Genomic DNA, 17,804 nt, shown 5'->3' on the forward strand with positions numbered 1-17,804 from the left:
ACCCTGCCGACCGTTGCAAGGGACTTGCCGGCGATTGCCCTTCGCCTTTACGTCAGGCGGAGGGCTGCGGCACCGATTGCTGGTCGAAGCTCTGCTGCGCCTTTTCGATCTCGTCGCTGTTCTCGCGCACCCAGTCGACGAGTTCGCTGACCGGCTTCAGGAGCTTGAACCCGAGCGGGGTCAGCGCATAGTCGACACGCGGCGGAATGGTCGCGAACATCGTCCGCGTCACCAGACCGTCGCGCTCCAGGTGGCGCAGGGTCAGCGTCAGCATCCGCTGGGAAATGCCGTTCACCAGCTTCTTTAGTTCGTTGAAGCGAAGGGCGCCATCGCTGAGCGTCTCGATGACCGAGAGCGACCACTTGTCGCCCACGCGGTCCAGAATTTCACGGCTGCCGCTGCGGGCGGCGACGACATTGCGACGTTCGGAAGAGGGGTGATGAGAAAGCATGCTGTGGCCTTGTGAATGGCTTGAGACGAATTGGGCGGTTTGAAATAGGCGTGACGGTCGGATCGGAACGGTATGCCTTGCTGTCGGTCCAGCTTGGGAGGTCGCCGGATTTTCTGCTGAATGCATCCATCCTTTCCAGCCGTCGTTTAGTTCCCCGAAACATTGCGTTTATTGCGTGCACCGGTTTCCCGGATGCAATCCATTAGAGCACACCCATTTAATGAGGGGACTCCATATGTGGGTACTACATGAGATTTCCGGACAGGTTTTGCAAGCCCCCGAAATGGCAAGAGGCAAATTTAGCGTAGCCGGAAGCCGGCCGGGCAGGGGTGCGATCACGGCCGCGGGATCGCGCGGAACGCTCGAAAATCTGGCCTTCGATCCGGAGTGCCCAGGCGTCGAAACGGAGACTTCGGCGTACGAATGACACAGGGTCACGATTCTGTGACTCGGGCCGTTCTGCGCCCGAAGCGCGTCAGCCGTTGTCGAGGGGCTCGACGCCTTGCGGGTTTCCGGCGCGGTCGATCCGAATCTTCTCGATCCGGTTCTCGGCTGCGTTCAGGAGCGTCTCGCAGTGCTTCTTGAGCGCTTCGCCGCGCTCATAGATCTCGATCGACTTGTCGAGCGGCACGTCGCCGCGTTCCAGCGCCGCCACGATCTTCTCCAGCTCTTCCACGGCCTGCTCGAACGACAGCGCGGAGACCTCCGCTGCGGGGATGGACGATGTCATGGTCAGCCTCTCATCAACCGGAAAATGTGGGTGGCCGCCGATTCGGCCAGTCCCTGCAGGTCGTAGCCGCCCTCCAGCACGCTGACCACCCGGTTCGACGCGGAACGCTCCGCGATCTCCATCAGCTTCGCGGTCGCCCAGTCGAAGTCGTCGGCGACGAGATGGAGCTGGGCGAGGGGGTCGCGGTGGTGGGCGTCGAAGCCGGCGGAGATCACGATCAGGTCCGGCCGGAAATCCGCGACCCGCGGCAGCACGCGGCTGCGGAAGGCTTCGCGAAAATGGTCGCTGCCGGTCTCGGGTGAAAGCGGCGCGTTGACGATGTTGCCGGCTCCCGTCTCGTCCTTCGCGCCGGTGCCGGGATAGAGCGGCATCTGGTGGGTGGAGCAGAACAGCACCGAGGGATCGTCGAAGAAGATGTCCTGCGTGCCGTTGCCGTGATGGACGTCCCAGTCGACGATGGCGACGCGCTCGGCGCCGTGCGCCTTCTGGGCGTGGCGGGCGGCGATGGCGGCGTTGTTGAAGAAGCAGAAGCCCATCGCCCTGTTCTTCTCGGCGTGGTGGCCGGGCGGCCGTGCCGCGACGAAGACGTTGTCGGCCTCGCCGGAAAAGACCGCGTCGACCGCCGCGATCGCCCCGCCGACGCCGCTCAGCGCCGCCTGCAGGCTCGCCGGGCTCGCATAGGTGTCGGCCTCGAAATGGTTGATGCCTTCCTCCGGGATCACGTCCATCACGGAGCGCAGGTGCGCTTCCGGATGGGCGAGCAGCACGAAATCCTCGTTCGCCTGCTCGGCCTTCCGCCGCACCAGCGGCTGGAACCGGTCGTGCTCGAGCGCGAGGTTGAGCGCCCGCAGGCGGTCGGGCCGCTCCGGATGCCCTTCCGGCGTCTCGTGCTGGAGGAAGATCGGGTTCTCGAAGAGGATCGTCGTCATCGTCAGACGCTACCCTTTGTCCCGGGACCGGTCCACGGGAAATGGCGCAGCGGCACGTGCTTTTCAACAATAGCCCGTGCCCGTCCTATCCGCGGCGCCCGCACTCAGGTGCGCGCCGGCAGCAGCGGATAGCCGGCAAGGACGGCGCGTCCCGCCAGCATCGCCACGAAAGCCTTGATCAGGTCGCCGGGGATGAAGATGAGCGAGGCCGCGGCGATCTCCATGAAGGCCTTGCCGCTCGAATGGGCCAGCCAGGCGATGCCGAGAAGATAGACGACGCCGATGCCGCCGACGATGGCGGCGGTGAGGAAGGAGAGCAGTTGCGCCAGTTCCGGCTGCGCCTCGCGCTCGAGCCGCTCGGCGATCAGCCCGGTGACGAAGGCGCCGGCGACCCAGCCGGCGAGATATCCGGCGGTCGGCCCGACGAAGACCGCAAGCCCGCCGCGTCCGCCCGAAAGCACCGGCAGGCCGATCGCGACCAGCAGCAGCACCAGCAGCACAGCCGCCGCTCCGCGCCTGGCGCCGAGGATGCACCCGGCCAGCATGACGCCCAGCGACTGCGCGGTGATCGGAACCGGGATGAAGCCGAGCGTGAAGGGCGGCACGAGGCCGAGCGCCACGATGATCGCGGCGAACAGCGCGACGAGGACGAGATCCCTGGTGCTCATGGTGAAAATCCCTTCGCTGTTGCTCTGCGTCTATTGCCGCCGAAAGCCGCGAGCGTCAATCGCCATCGCGATCGTGTCGGCGTCCTTCAGCGTCAGGATGATCAACGGCACCAGGACGCCGAGCGGGCGCACGCGCAGGCCGCGGGCGCGATGGGCCTCGCGGATGTCGCCGTAGCGCGCCAGGATCTCCGGCACGAACCGTAGCACCAGTCCGACCGCAAGGCTGACGTCGGCGGCGCGAACGAAGCCGAAGCGCTCGAGCGGGCGCAGCAGGCGGGTGATCTCGTCCATGAAGGCGGAGATCGTCGTCGTCGCCGTCACCGCCGCGGCCAGCAGCACCAGCGCCCCGAGCCGGAACAGCACGGCGAGCGCTTCGGCGAGGCTGTGAAAGACGTAATTGGCGACGGCGACGAGAAGGACGGTGAAGAGCACGAACCGCACACGGCGGAAGGCTTCGGAACGCGCGATACCGGTCGAGGCATAGAGCCCGGCAGCGATGATGGCCGCCGCCGCCAGCGCCCAGGGATTTTCGACGAGGAACAGCGCCACTGCCGCCAGAAACAGCAGGATCAGTTTCAGCCGGGCCGAGGCGCGGTGAAGCGGCGTGTCGCCGGCAATGTCGAGGCCCGTCAGCATCCGACGATCCCGCGATAGGCGCGCACCGCCTCCGATGGCGAGGCGTCCGCTTCGAGCCGGCCCTCGTGGAACAGGAGCACGCGGTCGAAGCCGTCGAGAAGCGGCAGGTCGTGGGTGATCACGATCGCCTGTTCGGGAAGGTCCGCGATGGTCTTCTCGATCAGGCGGCGGTTCTTCAGGTCGAGCTGGTTAGTCGGCTCGTCGAGGATGAGCACGTCGGGGCCGGTGACGAGCACGCTGGCGATGGCCGCAAGCTGCGTCTCCCCGCCGGAAAGCTCATGGATGCGGCGCCCGGCCAGGTGGGTGATCCGGAAGCGCTCGAGCACCGCCTCCGTCCGCGCCGAAATCTCTTCCTTCGACAGCCCGCGGTTCTTCAGCCCGAAGGCGATGTCCTCGGACAGCACCGGCAGGATCATCTGGTGCTGCGGGTTCTGGAAGATGAAGCCGGCCCGGCCGCGCACCGCAGCCTCGTCCTTCACCGTGTCGAGCCCGCCGACGGTGACCTGACCGGCGGTGGGGCGCAGGAGCCCGTTGATCAGCCGGGCGAACGTGGTCTTGCCGGAGCCGTTCAGCCCGATGATGCCGATGCGCCGTTCGCAGAGCCGGAGCGAGAGCGGATGCAGCGCCGGCCGCCCGGCAAAGCTGACCGAAGCCCCGCTGAATACGATGTCCAAGAGCCACTCCCGCGCCGCTGAGGTGACGGAGCTATAGCCACTTCACCGGGCGAAGGAAACCGGGTTGGAAGGCGTGGGAAAATAAGCCTATCATGCAGGCATGACGATTCTGGTGAAGAACAGCGACGCGCGGCGGATCTTCCTGGCCAAGCAGGGGCTCTGTGCGGCGCCGGGCCGCATGCTGGGTAAGCCCGGGCTGCTGCAGCTCATCCACGACATCGGCTTCGTGCAGGTCGACAGCATCGCCACCGTCGAGCGCGCCCATCACCAGATCCTGTTTTCGCGCAACCAGACCTATCGCCGTGAACATCTCGCCGACCTGCTCGAGAAGGACGGTGAACTCTTCGAGAACTGGACGCACGACGCCTCGATCATCCCGAGCGCCTTCTATCCCTACTGGAAGCACAAGTTTCGCCGCGAGAACGACGCCATCCTGAACCGCTGGCGCCGCTGGCAGGGGGAGGGGTTCGATGCGAGTTTCGAGGAGACCTATCGCCATATCGCCGAGCGCGGCGCGGTGCTCTCGCGCGAACTGAAGGCAGCCGAGCACGAATCCGGCGGCTGGTGGAACTGGCATCCGAGCAAGACCGCGCTGGAATATCTTTGGCGCACCGGCAAGGTGGCGATCGCAAGGCGGGAGAATTTCCAGAAGGTCTACGATCTCGCCGAGCGGGTGCTGCCGCAGCACCATCACGAGCATGAGGTGGATCACGAGGCGTTCGTCGACTGGGCCTGCCGCAGCGCGCTGACGCGGCTCGGCTTTGCAACCCACGGCGAGATTGCCGCCTTCTGGGACCTCGTCACGCCGGACGAGGCGAAGGCCTGGGTCGGAGCCCATGCCGACGAATTGCGGCCGATCCTGGTCGAGCCTGTCGACGGCGGCAAGCCGCGACCGTCCCACGCCTTTGCCGATTTCGCAGGGCTGCTGGAGACCGCGCCGGAGCCGCCGGGCCGGCTGCGCGTGCTCTCCCCCTTCGATCCGCTGATCCGGGACCGCAACCGCACGGAACGGCTGTTCGCCTTCGTCTACCGCATCGAGGTCTTCGTCCCGGAGCCGAAACGGCAATACGGTTACTACGTCTTCCCGCTTCTGGAAGGCGATCGCCTGATCGGCCGCATCGACATGAAGGCGGATCGCAAGGCGGGCGAACTGACCGTCCGGAAGCTCTGGCTGGAGCCCGGTGTCAGGGCCTCGGCGGGCCGGCTGGAGCGGCTGGAAGCGGAACTCGCGCGCCTCGCCCGTTTCACCGGGGTGGAAGAGGTGCGCTACCTCGACGGCTGGCGATAGATTCAACGCCAGCCCGGGCCTCATCTTCAGAACCGCACCCGTTTGCGGATCTTGCGCCAGCGCACAAGCAGGCGCTTTCCCATGTTGAGCGCGGCAAGCGGCGGATAGCTCTTCTTCGTCTTCTTCAACGCCGCCTGGAGGAGTTCCTGCACATCCGGAATGGCGCGCAGCGCCTCGTCGTCATAATAGGTGAAGGTGGCCGTTCCCCTGCCGAACAGCGATTTGCCGGAGGGGCGCGGATGCATCCGGCCGCGCAGCACCGTCATCAGCCGCCGCTCGACCGTCCGGAAACTGCGCGACTTGCGCGGCAGGGACAGCGTGCGCCGTGCCGGCGCCCCGGCCTTGGACATCGTCTCGATGATCCGCGCCTTTTCCTCCGGCGTGAACAGGAAGCGCATGACCACGCCGATATGGACCGCCCTGCGGCTGTTCGCCTTTCCGGTGGGAAAGTTGCTCTCCTTGGCCAGGAGCCGGATGAACTCGGTCAGTTCGATCGGCAGCCGCTCGTTCGTCGAGGGGCGGGTCGGCTGCATGTCGTGGATATCGAGCGCCGTCTGCAGGAAATAGGAATAGATGTCCAGCTTGTCCCGGCGGATCTCCTCGTAGAGCAGGACCTTGTAGTCCACGCCGGGCAGCGAGGCGACGGGGCGGATCTCCCTGAGCGGGTTCATGAAGGTCGCGCGCAGCGGCGAGCGCAGCGGTTTCTCCATCCATTTCGGCAGGCTCGGTGCGGAGCCCATGCTCGCCTTCTGCGCCCAGAACGAATAGATCGTGTCGAGCGGGTCGCGAAGCGTATAGACGACCGAGAGCCGGCGGCTGCCGATGATGTCGCCGATCGCCTGGAAGTGCTCCTTCTTCCACCGCCGGAACCCTTCAGAGGAGAGCAGGATGTCGAGCCCCTCGCGGTCCGCCCGCTGCAGCACCTTCATGAAGTCGGCATAGGCGGGGCCTTCCCGCTTCACGAACTGGGTCTCGTGGTCGGAGAGGTCGTGATGGGCGATGCCCACCCGCTCGCCGATCACCGGATAGAGCCAGCCGCGCTTCAGGAGCGCCTCGACATTGTCGTGGAAGTTCGCCTGCATATAGGTGGTCGCGGTCTTGTGAGGACCGATGTGCATCACTAGACGAAGGGGGCGGTCGTGCTTCATGCAGACTCTGGAGCGATCGAGCGAGGGGGTATTTCGTCAGCAGATGTCCGTGGCGGCGATCCGGATGCCGAACCCTTCCAGCCCGACATAGTGACGTTCGCGCGACGCCATCAGCCGGATCGAGCCGATGCCGAGATCCTTCAGGATCTGCGCACCGAGGCCGATCTCCAGCCATTCGTGCTCGCGCGCCGCAGCCTCGCTGTGCCCCTCGCGGTCGGCATGGCCCTTGCGGGCCGTCCGCGACACGCCGACGCCGACGGAGCCTTCGCGCAGATAGACGACCACGCCGCGGCCGTGCTCGGCGATGCGCTTCATGATGGCCTCGATGGCCCGGCCGGCGCCGAAGACGTCCTCGCCGACATTCTCCAGATGCAGCCGCACTGGGATGTCGATCCCGTCGCGGATGTCGCCGAAGACGACGGCCATGTGCTGCATCGGATCCCAGGGCAGCGAGTAGGTGGTGGCCTTGGCCTTGCCGAACGGGGTGTCGATCTCGAAGGTAGTGCCCTTTTCGATCAGCGTCTCCTTGCGCTGGCGGTAGGCGATCAGGTCGGCGACGGAGATCTGCTTCAGGCCGTGCGTGTCGGCGAACGCCTCGACCTGCGGCCCGCGCATCACGGTGCCGTCGTCGTTGATGAGTTCGCAGATCACCCCGATCGGCGGCAGGCTCGCGAGCTTGCACAGGTCGACGGCGGCCTCGGTATGCCCGGAGCGCATCAGCACCCCGCCCTCGCGGGCGACCAGCGGGAAGATGTGGCCGGGGCGGACGAAGTCGGCCGCGCCGACGTTCGGGTTGGCGAGGTTGCGCACCGTCAGCGTCCGGTCGTCGGCGGAAATGCCGGTGGTCGTGCCGTGCTTGAAGTCGACCGAGACCGTGAACGCCGTCGTGTGCGCCGAATCGTTGTCGGCGACCATGGCCGCAAGGTTCAGCCGCTTGGCCTCCTCGCGCGGCATCGGCGTGCAGACGATGCCGGAAGTGTGCCGGACGATGAAGGCCATCTTCTCGGGCGTGCAGTGGACGGCGGCGACGATCAGGTCGCCCTCGTTCTCCCGGCCGCCATCATCGGTGACGACGACGATCTCGCCCGCCTCGAACGCCCGGATGGCATCGACTACGCGCTTCTGGTCAAAGGACATCCTGGTCTCTCCTGATCGTGTCGTGTCTATTTCAGCCGGCCGGTCTGGCCGCGGTCGCGCAGATAGTGGTCGGCGATCGCGCAGGCAACCATGGCCTCGCCGATCGGCACCGCGCGGATGCCGACGCAGGGGTCGTGCCGCCCCTTGGTGCGCACGTCGACCTCGTTGCCGTCGCTGTCGATCGAGCGGCGCTCGGTCAGGATCGACGAGGTCGGCTTGATCGCGAACCGCGCCACCACCGGCTGGCCGGTGGCGATGCCGCCGAGGATGCCGCCGGCATGGTTGGACAGGAACACCGGCTTGCCATCGGCGCCGATGCGCATCTCGTCGGCATTTTCCTCGCCGGTGATTTCGGCGGCGCCGAAGCCGTTGCCGATCTCCACGCCCTTGACCGCGTTGATCGACATCAGGTTGGCGGCGATGTCCTGGTCGAGCTTGGCGTAGATCGGCGCGCCGATCCCGGCGGGAACGCCGTCCGCCACCACCTCGACGACGGCCCCGACCGAGGACCCGGCCTTGCGGATGCCGTCGAGATATTCCTCCCAGACCGGGACGATTGCCGGGTCCGGCGCGAAGAACGGATTGGTGCCGACCACGCTCCAATCCCAGTTGTCGCGGTTGATCCTGTGCTTGCCGATCTGCACCAGCGCCGCCCGCACCGTCACGCCCGGCACGACCTTGCGGGCGATGCCGCCGGCCGCCACCCGTGCCGCCGTCTCGCGCGCGGAAGAGCGCCCGCCGCCGCGGTAGTCGCGGATGCCGTATTTCAGGTCGTAGGTATAGTCGGCGTGGCCGGGGCGATAGCGCTTGGCGATCTCCGAATAGTCCTTGGAGCGCTGGTCGGTGTTCTCGATCATCATCGAGATCGGCGTACCCGTGGTGACGAGCGTCTCGCCGTCCTCGTCCGCCATCACGCCCGAGAGCACCCGCACCAGGTCGTCCTCGCGGCGCTGGGTGACGAAGCGCGACTGGCCGGGCTTGCGCTTGTCGAGCCAGGCCTGGATCTCCGCAAGCGTGAAGCGCAGGCCGGGCGGGCAGCCGTCGACGACGCAGCCGAGCGCCGGTCCGTGGCTTTCACCCCAGGTGGTGACGCGGAAAAATTGGCCGAAAGTATTGTGCGACATGAATTCCTGCCCGATGCAAGCGGTCTTGCGCGGCCGCCGCCGGCAGCCGACCTTCCGGCGGCACTCATAGTGCCGATTGCGGCAAAGTTGAAGCGTTTCTTGAGAGTAAGGCGGCGATCTACGGCAAAGACCCGGACGGACCCGCTCAGGATGCCGCTCTCCAGCGCTCCTCCAGCGCGTAGGACTGGAAGTCCTCCCGCGACAGCGGGCTGGCGAAGGCGTAGCCCTGCAGGAGGTCGCAGCCGAGCGCGCTCAGCATTTCGGCATGCGCCATCGTCTCCACGCCCTCGGCGACGATCTCGATGCCGAGCGAGCGGCCGATCTCGATGATCGAGCGCACCAGCGCCTGCTCGTGGCGCGAGCTCAGGATCGGCGCGACGAGCTGCCGGTCGATCTTCAGCCGCTTCGGCCTCAGTTTCAGCAGGCTGACGATGGAGGTGTGCCCGGTGCCGAAGTCGTCGATCTCGATGTCGATGCCGAGTTCCTTGATGCGCTCGAGGTTCTTCAGCACGATGTCGTCGGTCTCGTCCAGGAAGATCGCCTCCACGAGTTCGAAGGAGATCTGGCCGGGAAGGATCGAGAGCCCCGAGAGGCTGTCGGCCAGCGTCTCGTCGCGGAGCCGGCGGGCGGAGACGTTGACGGAGATCTTCGGCAGCGGCACGCCCTTCGCCAGCCAGCGGCTGCGGTCGATCAGCGCCTTTTCCAGCACGATGCGGTCGAGCGTCGCCGTCACGTTCAGGTCCTCGGCGATCGCCAGGAACCGGGCCGGCGCCAGGATGCCGCTCTCGGGGTGGCGCCAGCGGATCAGCGCCTCGGCGCCAACGAGCTCGAGCGTGCGGGCGCAGATCTGCGGCTGGTAGTAGGGGATGAACTCGTTGTTCTCGATCCCGCTGAGGATGTCGTCGGCTGTCCGCTTGTTGCGCACGATCTCCGCCTCGATGACGGCATCGAAGAACTCGTGGCGGTTGCGCCCCTGGGCCTTGGCCCGGTAGAGGGCGATGTCGGCGTTGACGAGCAGCTTGCGCGTGTCGATCCGCCTGCCGCTGCCGACCGCGATGCCGATGCTGACGCCGAAGCGGCACATGTGGCCGTTATATTCGACCGGCTGGCGCATCAGCTCGATCACGCGCATGGACAGGGTGGAGAGGTCGGCGCGGCTGTTGCGGTCGCCGACGACGACCACGAACTCGTCGCCGCCGATGCGGGCGACCAGGTCGCCCGGCGCCACCGCCTCGCTCAGGATCCTGGCGACATGCACCAGCAGCGCGTCGCCGGCGGCATGGCCGAGCGTGTCGTTGATCTGCTTGAACCGGTCCAGGTCGATGTGCAGGATGCCGATGCCGACGTCCCCGGCGACGCTGCGGATCGCGATCGCGCCGAGATGCTCGTCGAGCTTGCGGCGGTTGCCGAGGCCGGTGAGGGGATCGTGCAGGGCGTTGTGCTCGATGCGGTTCTTGGCCAGTTCCAGCTCGGTGTTCTTCGCATCGGCCAGCGCCTTGGCGCGCTCGGATTCTTCCTTCGCCGCCTTCAGCCGGTCGTTGAGGAGCACGTCCTCGGTCACGTCCCAGCTGATGCCGAGCAGCTTCGCCTGGCCGTCGATCGTCAGGAGCGAACCGACGTTGCGGATATGGCGGATACCGCCGTCCGGCAGCAACACCCGGTACTGTGAGAAGTATCCCGACTGGCCGTGAATGGCCGACATGGCCGCCGCGTCTGCCGCCGCGAGGTCGTCGGGATGGACGACCGAACGCCAGAGTTCGTCGCTCGGCGGCTCCCCTTCGGCAAGCCCGTGCAGACAGAACATCTGGCGGTCCCAGGTGCGGCGCTGCGCGTCCAGCGAGATTTCCCAGATGCCCGTCTTCGACGCCGCCAGCGCGAGGTCGAGCCGCTGCGACAGGGCGCGGATCTCCGTCTCGCGCGCCCTCATGCCGGCAAGATGGCGCTGTCGCTCGCTGACGAGGCCGCCGGTGATGAAGATCGGCAGGATGATGACGAGGGCGGCGCCGGCGGTGAGCGCACGCACGTAGCTGGTATTGCCCGGCGGCGTCTCCCAGCCCGCGGCCGGAACCGCGGCCAGTTCCCAGTTGCCGCCCGGAAAATCGACGGTGCGGCGCACCGATTCGCCGTTGAAGATCTCGGGATCGCCGAAAAACGGGTCCTGGACGTTGCCGGCGACGCTGACGTCGCGGATGGAAAGGCTGATGGTGGCGCCGCCCCGCCACTGCTCGCTCTTGCGCCCGTCGGAGGGCGTGACGAGGCCGGCGTCAGTATAGATCCGGCGCTCGTCGATGACGCCCTCGATATAGCCCCAGAAGTTGAAGGCGCCCCTGTCGGTGCCGAAGACGGGGATGAACAGGTTGAAGGCCCGGCTGCCGTCCGGCAGTTGCACCGGGCCCAGCATCAGCGGCCGGCCGAAGGCGCGGTTGGTCTCGGCCGCCACGCGGAAGGAGCGGAACCGGTTGAGGTCCGTACCCCGGTAGCGCTCGTTGCCGGCCTCCGGGAAGGTCTGCGCGATCACGCCGTCCGGCGCTGCCGCAACCCGTCGGAGCTGCACGTTCTGCACCATCAGCTTGCGCGCCACCACGTCGAACTGCGACGCGGCCTGGTGCGGCGAGACGGCGAACATGTTGGCAAGCCCGCGAAGGGCCGACACGCTCTTGTCGATCTCGCCTTCGAGCCTTGCGCTGATCAGCGTCAGCTCGTTGGCGACGCGCGCGTGCAGTTCGTTGCGATAGAGCCGTTCGTCCTGTTTCTCGTAGGCGTGGCCGGCGACGAAGATGACGGTTGCGGCAATCGCCGCCGGCAGCAGCGACGGCCTGGCCCAATCGGCGACGGTCTTCAGTCTGCGTCTTGTGGTTGTCGGCTGCGTCAAGCCCGGTTCCCCTTGCGTTGCAGCACAGTATGCAAGCGTCGATTAAGATTGCATTGATGCACGACGCGGCTTCTGGGCATCGCAAGCCATTGAAATTCGGACGTGGATCGTCGCCGCGAGGGGTTGTGGTCCGGCCCGTTTGCGGGCATCCATCAGGCTTCGGGGGCCGCGGGGGGCGAATTTCGCCATATTCGAGGGGCATCAAGCGTGCCTGACAGGAACAACGATTCCGGAAAGAGGAGTCACAAGATGCGTTATGTAGTGGCCGTGCTGCTCGCAGCGGCCGGCATCCTTGCGCCGCTGACGGCGGTGTATGCCGAAAGCGCAGACGTCGAGGCCGTCATCACCGGCGTCGATACCAACGGGCTCAGCCTGTCGCTCGACGACGGCAAGAAGTACCAGGCGCCGGAGGAGTTCAATTTCGAAGGCCTGCAGCCGGGCGTGAAGGTGCTGGTGTTCTACACCGAGGTCGAAGGCAAGCGCGTCATCGACGACCTGGAAATCATCCAGTAGCCGCCGAAGGCCGTTTCACCGGAAGTAAGGGTCTCAGTTCCGCTGATGGGGCCGGTCAGAGCCAGGCCGCGCCGCTGTCGTCGACCCTGAGGATGCGGTCCTGGTGGATCGCCGCGTTGGCGGCGTCGACGAGCGGCATGCCGGCGAACTTGAACAGGGCCCGGAACACGCCGCCGTGGCTGACGCAGACCGTCGGCCGTTCGATGTTGTTGAACCACGAGCCCACCCGCCAGGACAGGATCTCGTAGCTCTCGGCGTTCTCGCCGGGCGGGATGAAGTCCCATTTCGAGCGCGCCCGCGCCTTGACCTTGTCGCGCACGGTCTGCTTGAGCTCGGAGATGGTGAAGCCTTCCCAGTCGCCGAAGCAGACCTCGACCAGCCGGTCGTCGGTGCGGTAGGCGAGGGGATCGAGACCCATCGCCGCCCGGACCAGTTCCATCGTTTCGCGCGTGCGCCCGAGCGGGCTTGCGACATAGTCGAAGCCGGAAGCCGCGTCGCCGAGGATCTCCTTCAGCGCAAGCCCGTTGCCGGACGCCTGGCGGCGCCCGGTATCGTTCAGCGGAATGTCCTTCTGACCCTGCAGGCGACCCTCTGCGTTCCAGTCGGTCTGGCCGTGGCGGATCATGTAGACAAGCACGATGGCGCTCCGGGGGTCTGCCTCAGTCCTTGATGACCGAGATGTCGGGCGCGTCGACCGCCTTCATGCCGACGACGTGGTAGCCGCTGTCGGCATGGTGCACTTCGCCGGTGACGGAGCGCGCGAGGTCCGACAGCATATAGAGGCCGACGTCGCCCACTTCCTCGATGGTCACGGTCCGGCGCAGCGGCGCATTGTACTCGTTCCACTTCAGGATGTAGCGGAAGTCGCCGATGCCGGAGGCAGCCAGCGTCTTGATCGGGCCGGCCGAGATCGCGTTGACGCGGATGTTCTTCGGGCCGAGGTCGACGGCCAGGTACTTCACGCTCGCCTCGAGCGCCGCCTTGGCGACGCCCATGACGTTGTAGTTCGGCATGACCTTCTCGGCGCCGTAATAGGTCAGCGTCAGCATCGAGCCGCCGTCCGTCATCAGCTTCTCGGCGCGGCGCGCGACCGCGGTGAAGGAATAGACGGAGATCTGCATCGTCCTGGCGAAGTTCTCGGGCGTCGTGTCGACGTAGCGGCCGGTCAGCTCGTCCTTGTCGGAAAAGCCGATCGCGTGCACGAGGAAGTCGATCTTGCCCCACATCTTCTCAAGGTTGTCGAAGACCGCATCGATCGATGCCTCGTCGCTGACGTCGCAGTGGCCGGCGAGCACGCCGCCCAGTTCCGCTGCGAGCGGTTCGACGCGCTTCTTCAGCGCGTCGCCCTGATAGGTGAGGGCAACTTCTGCACCCTGCGCGCGAACGGCCTTGGCGATACCCCACGCGATGGAGCGGTTGTTTGCCACGCCCATGATGACGCCGCGCTTCCCGCTCATCAGACCGGATACCTGAACCATGGAATGTCCCTTGCTCATTTAATTCGATTTGAGCCTATGGCACACGCCGCATTGTGGTTCAAGCTGGCCCGGTTCAGGAACTGTTAGCGCCCGTAACAATGGGTGCGATTTCATCGAAACGTCACAGATAGAGGCCTTCGCGCAGGCTGCGCATCAGGTCGATCATCTTCGCGTCCGGCTTGTCCCAGAGCTGGAGCCGCGTTTCGACCAGGATATGGCCGCGCCCCCCCTCCGCGTCGAACAGGCCGAGGCCCTCCAGGCGGATCACCTGGTCGGAACTGGTCCAGGCGGGAACGGTGACCGTAAGCGTCTCCCCGTCCGGCCCCTCGATGCTCGTCTCGCAGCCGAGCACGGCATCCTCGATCGTCACCGGCAGTGCCGTGCGAAGGTCGAAACCGTCGACCCGGAACGGGCCGGGGGCGAGGCGCACGGTGACGACGGCGTCGCCGCGCTTGAGGTCGTTGATGCGGTGGCCCTGCTCGCGCAGGCGGACGGCGGTGCCCTCGGTGGTGCCCGGGGCGAGATGGACCCGCAGCGTTTCGCCGTTGACCTCCAGCGGCATGCGCGCCTGCTTCAGGAGGTCGGAAACCGTTACGGTGACGTCGCAGGCGAGGTCCGGCGCCTTTTCAATGGCCGCCCGCGAGCCGCGGATGCGGCGGATGATGCCGGTGAAGATGTCGGCGGCGGCGACGGTGCGCCGCGGGGCGACCGGCTTTGCCTCGGGCTCGTCGGCCGCAGGTTCCGGCTGCGTCTTGGCGGCGGCTTGCCGCGGGGCGGGAGCTGCGGGCTGCGCGGAAGGGGAGGGATTGGCCGCCTTGCCGGATGGCTGCTGCCGCGCATCGACGCCGAAGATGCGCGAGACCATGTCTTCCGCGCTCTCGGTGGCCGCTGCCGCCGGCTCGGGCTGCGCCTTGCGGGCGGTCTGCTGGCGGCGCATCTGCTCCATCCGGCGCAGTTCCATCTCGCGGCGGACCTCCGCGTCGCGATGGGCGCGGTCGTAGCGGCTGCGCCGTTCCGGGTCGCGCAACAGGTCGTAGGCCCTGCCGGCTTCGGTGAAGCGGACGGTGGCGAAGGGGTCGTCCTGGTTCTGGTCGGGATGGACGGACTTGGCGAGGACCCGCCAGGCGGCCCTGATCTCCTCCTGCCCCGCGTCGCGCTTGACGCCCAGCACCGCATACGGATCACGCATCAACATATACCCGTCCCTGCCTCAATCCTTCGGAGCCTTCCAGCCCGTTGTCCGGGCTCCCGTTCCACCCGCGGGGATCGATGATGCGGGCAACGCCCTAACCGTTGGTTACGGGAAAGAGGCGCATATCGCATATGGTGTACAAGTCGTTAGCGCGCCAGGGGCGGCATATGCGCGTCGGCGTCGGGCGCGTGGGCAGGGCAGGGGCCGGGCGGCGCTATCCCTGCCGGTCGAAGCGCGTCAGCGTCCAGATGCCGTCGCCGCCGACGCAGGCGCGGCCGTCGTAGTTGGCGATCCCGGCATAGGAATGAAGCGTCGTCGTGAAGTCCCGGCAGGTCCGGCCGGCATCGTCGTTGAGTTCGGCGAGCCCGGTCACCACGCCGGCGCTGCCGGAAACCGTGTTCGCCCAGGGAATCGGGCCGCCGTCATTGCGGGCGAGATCGGCAGAGGAGACGGCGTTGCGCACCGTCGCGGCATCGGAGGTGTTGTCGCTCTTCTGCCCCGGAACGGCGCCGGTCTTGACGGCCTTGTCCACTTTCATGTCGGAAGCGAGGTCCAATCCCCCCGCCATGCAGCCCGCAAGCGGCAGGGCACAGAGTGCCAGTATCGGCAGCCGTGACCGCATCGTCCACAATGTCATTGTCTCCCGTCGCGACTTTGCTATGACTTCAACTCCCGCAAGCCCAACGGACCGGAAAGTCGGCATTGGATTCAAATATGAGCGATATTGAGTTAACAACCGGTGACTTCACCGAGGAAAGCGAGCCCTTTTCCCTGTTTGCGAAGTGGCTTGCCGATGCCGGAAAAAGCGAGCCGAACGATCCGAACGCCGTGGCGCTTGCGACCGTGGACGCCTCAGGCTTGCCGAATGTCCGCATGGTTCTCCTGAAGGGATTCGATGAACGCGGATTCGTTTTTTACACGAATTTCGAGAGCCAGAAAGGCCAGGAAATCGTGGGTGCAGGCAAGGCGGCCATGTGTTTCCACTGGAAGTCGCTGCGCCGGCAGGTGCGCCTGCGCGGCCCCGTCGAGGTCGTCTCCGACGCCGAGGCCGACGAATACTACGCCTCCCGCCCGCGCGGCAGCCGCATCGGCGCCTGGGCGTCGAAGCAGTCGCGGCCGCTCGAGGGCCGCTTCGCGCTGGAAAAGGCGGTGGCCGAATATACCGCCCGCTATGCCATCGGCGACATTCCCCGCCCGGCCTACTGGTCCGGTTTCCGCATAAGGCCGGTGTCGATCGAGTTCTGGCACGACCGCCCCTTCCGCCTGCACGACCGGGTGGAGTTCCGCCGTATCGCGGCCGAGGGCGAGGGCTGGGAAAAGGTGCGGATGTACCCGTGACGGCGGCGAAAGCCTCCCCGCCCGCCTGACGATCGGAGGGCGGCCGTCGATCGGCCGCGTCCTTCTCCCGTGACGCCCGTGCCTCGAGCCGGCCGCGCCGCGCCTGCGGGCGGCAGGTATACAACTCCCATTGGTGTGCTATATTTTCGTGCAGCAGCAAGGCGATACAGGCCCGCGGTCGGGAGGACCGTGCGCGCGTTTCCCGTCGTGAAGCGGGCGCACGCATCGAAGGGCGAGACTCAATCCAAGACATGGACCCAAGGCATGGGCCCAAGACGTGGCGCGGAGGAGAGTTCAATGGCCAGCAATCTCGTTTCCTATCTCATGCAGTTTCTGACCCCCGACACGATCGCCCGGATTGCGGCCGCGCTGGGCCTCGATACGGACAAGGTGCAGCGGGGCGTGGCGGCCGCCGTGCCGGCGGTGCTGGCGGGGCTCGCGGGTGTCGCGGCACAGCCGGGCGGAGCGCAGAAGCTCGCCGATGCGGCCAGGCAGCAGAGCGGCGTGCTCGATAATCTCGGCGGCCTCCTTTCGGGCGGCGGCAGCCCCGGTTCGCTCACGCAGAGCGGCGTACAGCTGCTTTCGTCGCTGTTCGGCGGCAGCACCAGCGGCACGCTGGCGAACGCGGTCGGCAACTATTCCGGCCTCGGGCCGAACGCCGGCGGTTCGCTGCTCGGCATGGTCGCCCCCCTCGTCATGAGCGGCATCGCCAAGAAGGTCGGCGGCGATCTCAGCGCCAACGGGATTGCCGGCCTGCTTGCCGGCGAGAAGGACAATATCGCCGCCGCGATGCCCTCCGGCCTAAAGGACCTGCTGGGCGGCACCGGCCTGCTCGATTCGCTCGGCGGATCGGCGCGCACGGCAGCGGCTGCGACAGGCGACGCCGCCGCCCGTTCGGCGGCAGCCGCGTCCGCGGCCGCCCGGCAGACCTCGACGGCAGCGGCCACGGCCACCCGCAGCGGCAGCAACTGGCTCTACTGGCTGATCGCGGCCCTCGCGCTGCTGGCGATCCTCTACTATCTGTTCGGCCGTCCGGCGGAGCGGGTGGCGGAGACCGCACCGGAACCCACCCCTCCGGCCCAGACCGAGACCCAGCCGGCGCCCGAACCCGCGCCCGCGCCGGAGCCTGCGGCCGAGCCTGCGCCGGCCGAACCCGCCCCGACCGCTCCGACCCAGACCGAAGCCCCGGCCATGCCGGCGCCGGCCGGCGGCCTCATGATCGGCGGGGTCGATGTCGGCAAGGAGGTCACCGATACGCTGTCGGGCCTGCAGACGACCCTGAACGGCGTGACCGATGCGACGACCGCGCAGGCCGCGGCGACGCAGATCCAGACCGCGTCCTCGACCTTCGACAGGATCAACGGCATGCTGGGCCAGATGACGGCCGAGCAGAAAACTGCCCTCTCCGGCATCGTCAAGCCGGCGATGACGCAGCTCGACGCGCTGTTCGAGAAGGTGCTGGCGATCCCCGGCGTCTCGGACATCCTCAAGCCCGCGATCGATGCGCTGAAGCCGAAGCTCGCAGCTTTGGCGCCCTGAGGCGATGACGGATGACCGCCGGCCTTCTGGCCGGCGGTCCTTCCCTTGCGCCGTTCCCGAGACCAGGACACCACAGAAGGAGGCTCA

The 17,804-nt window shown here is 67.0% G+C and carries 18 protein-coding genes; 4 read left to right on the forward strand and 14 right to left on the reverse strand.

From position 1 onward, the window contains the following. Positions 1 to 52 precede the first annotated feature (52 nt). The 6 genes from LQK81_RS01635 to LQK81_RS01660 all read right to left on the reverse strand — a co-directional run bounded on the left by LQK81_RS01635 (position 53) and on the right by LQK81_RS01660 (position 4,088). The gene (locus tag LQK81_RS01635) at positions 53 to 451 is read right to left on the reverse strand and encodes a winged helix-turn-helix transcriptional regulator (RefSeq protein WP_230802930.1); all 399 of its coding nucleotides are present in this window, start codon (positions 449 to 451) and stop codon (positions 53 to 55) included. Positions 452 to 926: 475 nt separating this feature from the next. Continuing rightward, on the reverse strand, positions 927 to 1,181 hold the full coding sequence (locus tag LQK81_RS01640) for an exodeoxyribonuclease VII small subunit (protein WP_230802931.1): 255 nt from the start codon (positions 1,179 to 1,181) through the stop codon (positions 927 to 929). Positions 1,182 to 1,183: 2 nt separating this feature from the next. Continuing rightward, entirely contained in the window at positions 1,184 to 2,110 is a 927-nt protein-coding gene (locus LQK81_RS01645; RefSeq protein WP_230802932.1) for a histone deacetylase family protein, read from the reverse strand. Positions 2,111 to 2,214: 104 nt separating this feature from the next. Then, complete coding sequence (locus LQK81_RS01650) at positions 2,215 to 2,778, reverse strand: biotin transporter BioY (protein WP_230802933.1); 564 nt, start codon at positions 2,776 to 2,778, stop codon at positions 2,215 to 2,217. 30 nt (positions 2,779 to 2,808) lie between these two features. Beyond that, positions 2,809 to 3,414 (reverse strand): energy-coupling factor transporter transmembrane component T family protein, encoded by a 606-nt coding sequence (locus LQK81_RS01655; protein ID WP_230802934.1) that lies wholly within the window; start codon positions 3,412 to 3,414, stop codon positions 2,809 to 2,811. After that, positions 3,408 to 4,088 (reverse strand): energy-coupling factor ABC transporter ATP-binding protein, encoded by a 681-nt coding sequence (locus LQK81_RS01660; protein ID WP_230802935.1) that lies wholly within the window; start codon positions 4,086 to 4,088, stop codon positions 3,408 to 3,410. The genes LQK81_RS01655 and LQK81_RS01660 overlap by 7 nt, the downstream gene beginning before the upstream one ends. Before the next feature lie 100 nt (positions 4,089 to 4,188). On the opposite strand from LQK81_RS01660, the gene LQK81_RS01665 reads away from it, so the two are divergent. Further along, a complete protein-coding gene (locus LQK81_RS01665) occupies positions 4,189 to 5,376 on the forward strand; it encodes a winged helix-turn-helix domain-containing protein (protein WP_230802936.1) in 1,188 nt (395 codons plus the stop codon). Positions 5,377 to 5,402: 26 nt separating this feature from the next. On the opposite strand, the gene LQK81_RS01670 is transcribed toward LQK81_RS01665, so the two are convergent. The 4 genes from LQK81_RS01670 to LQK81_RS01685 all read right to left on the reverse strand — a co-directional run bounded on the left by LQK81_RS01670 (position 5,403) and on the right by LQK81_RS01685 (position 11,657). Further along, positions 5,403 to 6,524 carry a hypothetical protein gene (locus LQK81_RS01670; protein WP_230802937.1) on the reverse strand — a complete coding sequence of 374 codons (1,122 nt, stop codon included), beginning with the start codon at positions 6,522 to 6,524 and terminating at the stop codon, positions 5,403 to 5,405. Positions 6,525 to 6,560: 36 nt separating this feature from the next. Beyond that, the gene (gene ribB / locus LQK81_RS01675; protein ID WP_230802938.1) at positions 6,561 to 7,661 is read right to left on the reverse strand and encodes a 3,4-dihydroxy-2-butanone-4-phosphate synthase; all 1,101 of its coding nucleotides are present in this window, start codon (positions 7,659 to 7,661) and stop codon (positions 6,561 to 6,563) included. 26 nt (positions 7,662 to 7,687) lie between these two features. Next, the gene (aroC, locus tag LQK81_RS01680) at positions 7,688 to 8,785 is read right to left on the reverse strand and encodes a chorismate synthase (protein WP_230802939.1); all 1,098 of its coding nucleotides are present in this window, start codon (positions 8,783 to 8,785) and stop codon (positions 7,688 to 7,690) included. 145 nt (positions 8,786 to 8,930) lie between these two features. Further along, positions 8,931 to 11,657 (reverse strand): bifunctional diguanylate cyclase/phosphodiesterase, encoded by a 2,727-nt coding sequence (locus LQK81_RS01685; RefSeq protein WP_230802940.1) that lies wholly within the window; start codon positions 11,655 to 11,657, stop codon positions 8,931 to 8,933. A 249-nt stretch (positions 11,658 to 11,906) separates the two neighbouring features. Here LQK81_RS01685 and LQK81_RS01690 point away from each other — a divergent pair, with 249 nt between their 5' ends. Beyond that, positions 11,907 to 12,170 (forward strand): DUF1344 domain-containing protein, encoded by a 264-nt coding sequence (locus LQK81_RS01690; RefSeq protein ID WP_230802941.1) that lies wholly within the window; start codon positions 11,907 to 11,909, stop codon positions 12,168 to 12,170. A 55-nt stretch (positions 12,171 to 12,225) separates the two neighbouring features. Here LQK81_RS01690 and LQK81_RS01695 read toward each other — a convergent pair whose 3' ends face one another. The 4 genes from LQK81_RS01695 to LQK81_RS01710 form a co-directional block, all read right to left on the reverse strand. Further along, positions 12,226 to 12,807: a histidine phosphatase family protein gene (locus LQK81_RS01695; protein WP_230802942.1), complete on the reverse strand. Its 582-nt coding sequence runs from the start codon at positions 12,805 to 12,807 to the stop codon at positions 12,226 to 12,228. 22 nt (positions 12,808 to 12,829) lie between these two features. Beyond that, the gene (gene fabI, locus LQK81_RS01700; RefSeq protein ID WP_230802943.1) at positions 12,830 to 13,648 is read right to left on the reverse strand and encodes an enoyl-ACP reductase FabI; all 819 of its coding nucleotides are present in this window, start codon (positions 13,646 to 13,648) and stop codon (positions 12,830 to 12,832) included. 121 nt (positions 13,649 to 13,769) lie between these two features. Continuing rightward, the gene (locus tag LQK81_RS01705) at positions 13,770 to 14,837 is read right to left on the reverse strand and encodes a DnaJ C-terminal domain-containing protein (RefSeq protein ID WP_442967047.1); all 1,068 of its coding nucleotides are present in this window, start codon (positions 14,835 to 14,837) and stop codon (positions 13,770 to 13,772) included. A gap of 217 nt (positions 14,838 to 15,054) precedes the next feature. Then, positions 15,055 to 15,543, reverse strand: coding sequence for an RT0821/Lpp0805 family surface protein (locus tag LQK81_RS01710; protein WP_330166528.1), 489 nt, complete (start codon positions 15,541 to 15,543; stop codon positions 15,055 to 15,057). Positions 15,544 to 15,554: 11 nt separating this feature from the next. On the opposite strand from LQK81_RS01710, the gene pdxH reads away from it, so the two are divergent. Then, complete coding sequence (pdxH, locus tag LQK81_RS01715; protein WP_230802946.1) at positions 15,555 to 16,178, forward strand: pyridoxamine 5'-phosphate oxidase; 624 nt, start codon at positions 15,555 to 15,557, stop codon at positions 16,176 to 16,178. Between the two features lie 297 nt (positions 16,179 to 16,475). Then, positions 16,476 to 17,717, forward strand: coding sequence for a DUF937 domain-containing protein (locus LQK81_RS01720; protein WP_230802947.1), 1,242 nt, complete (start codon positions 16,476 to 16,478; stop codon positions 17,715 to 17,717). The last annotated feature ends 87 nt before the right edge of the window (positions 17,718 to 17,804 follow it).

The sequence above is a fragment of the Rhizobium sp. GN54 genome, from assembly GCF_021026345.1.
Taxonomy (GTDB): Bacteria; Pseudomonadota; Alphaproteobacteria; order Rhizobiales; family Rhizobiaceae; genus Mycoplana.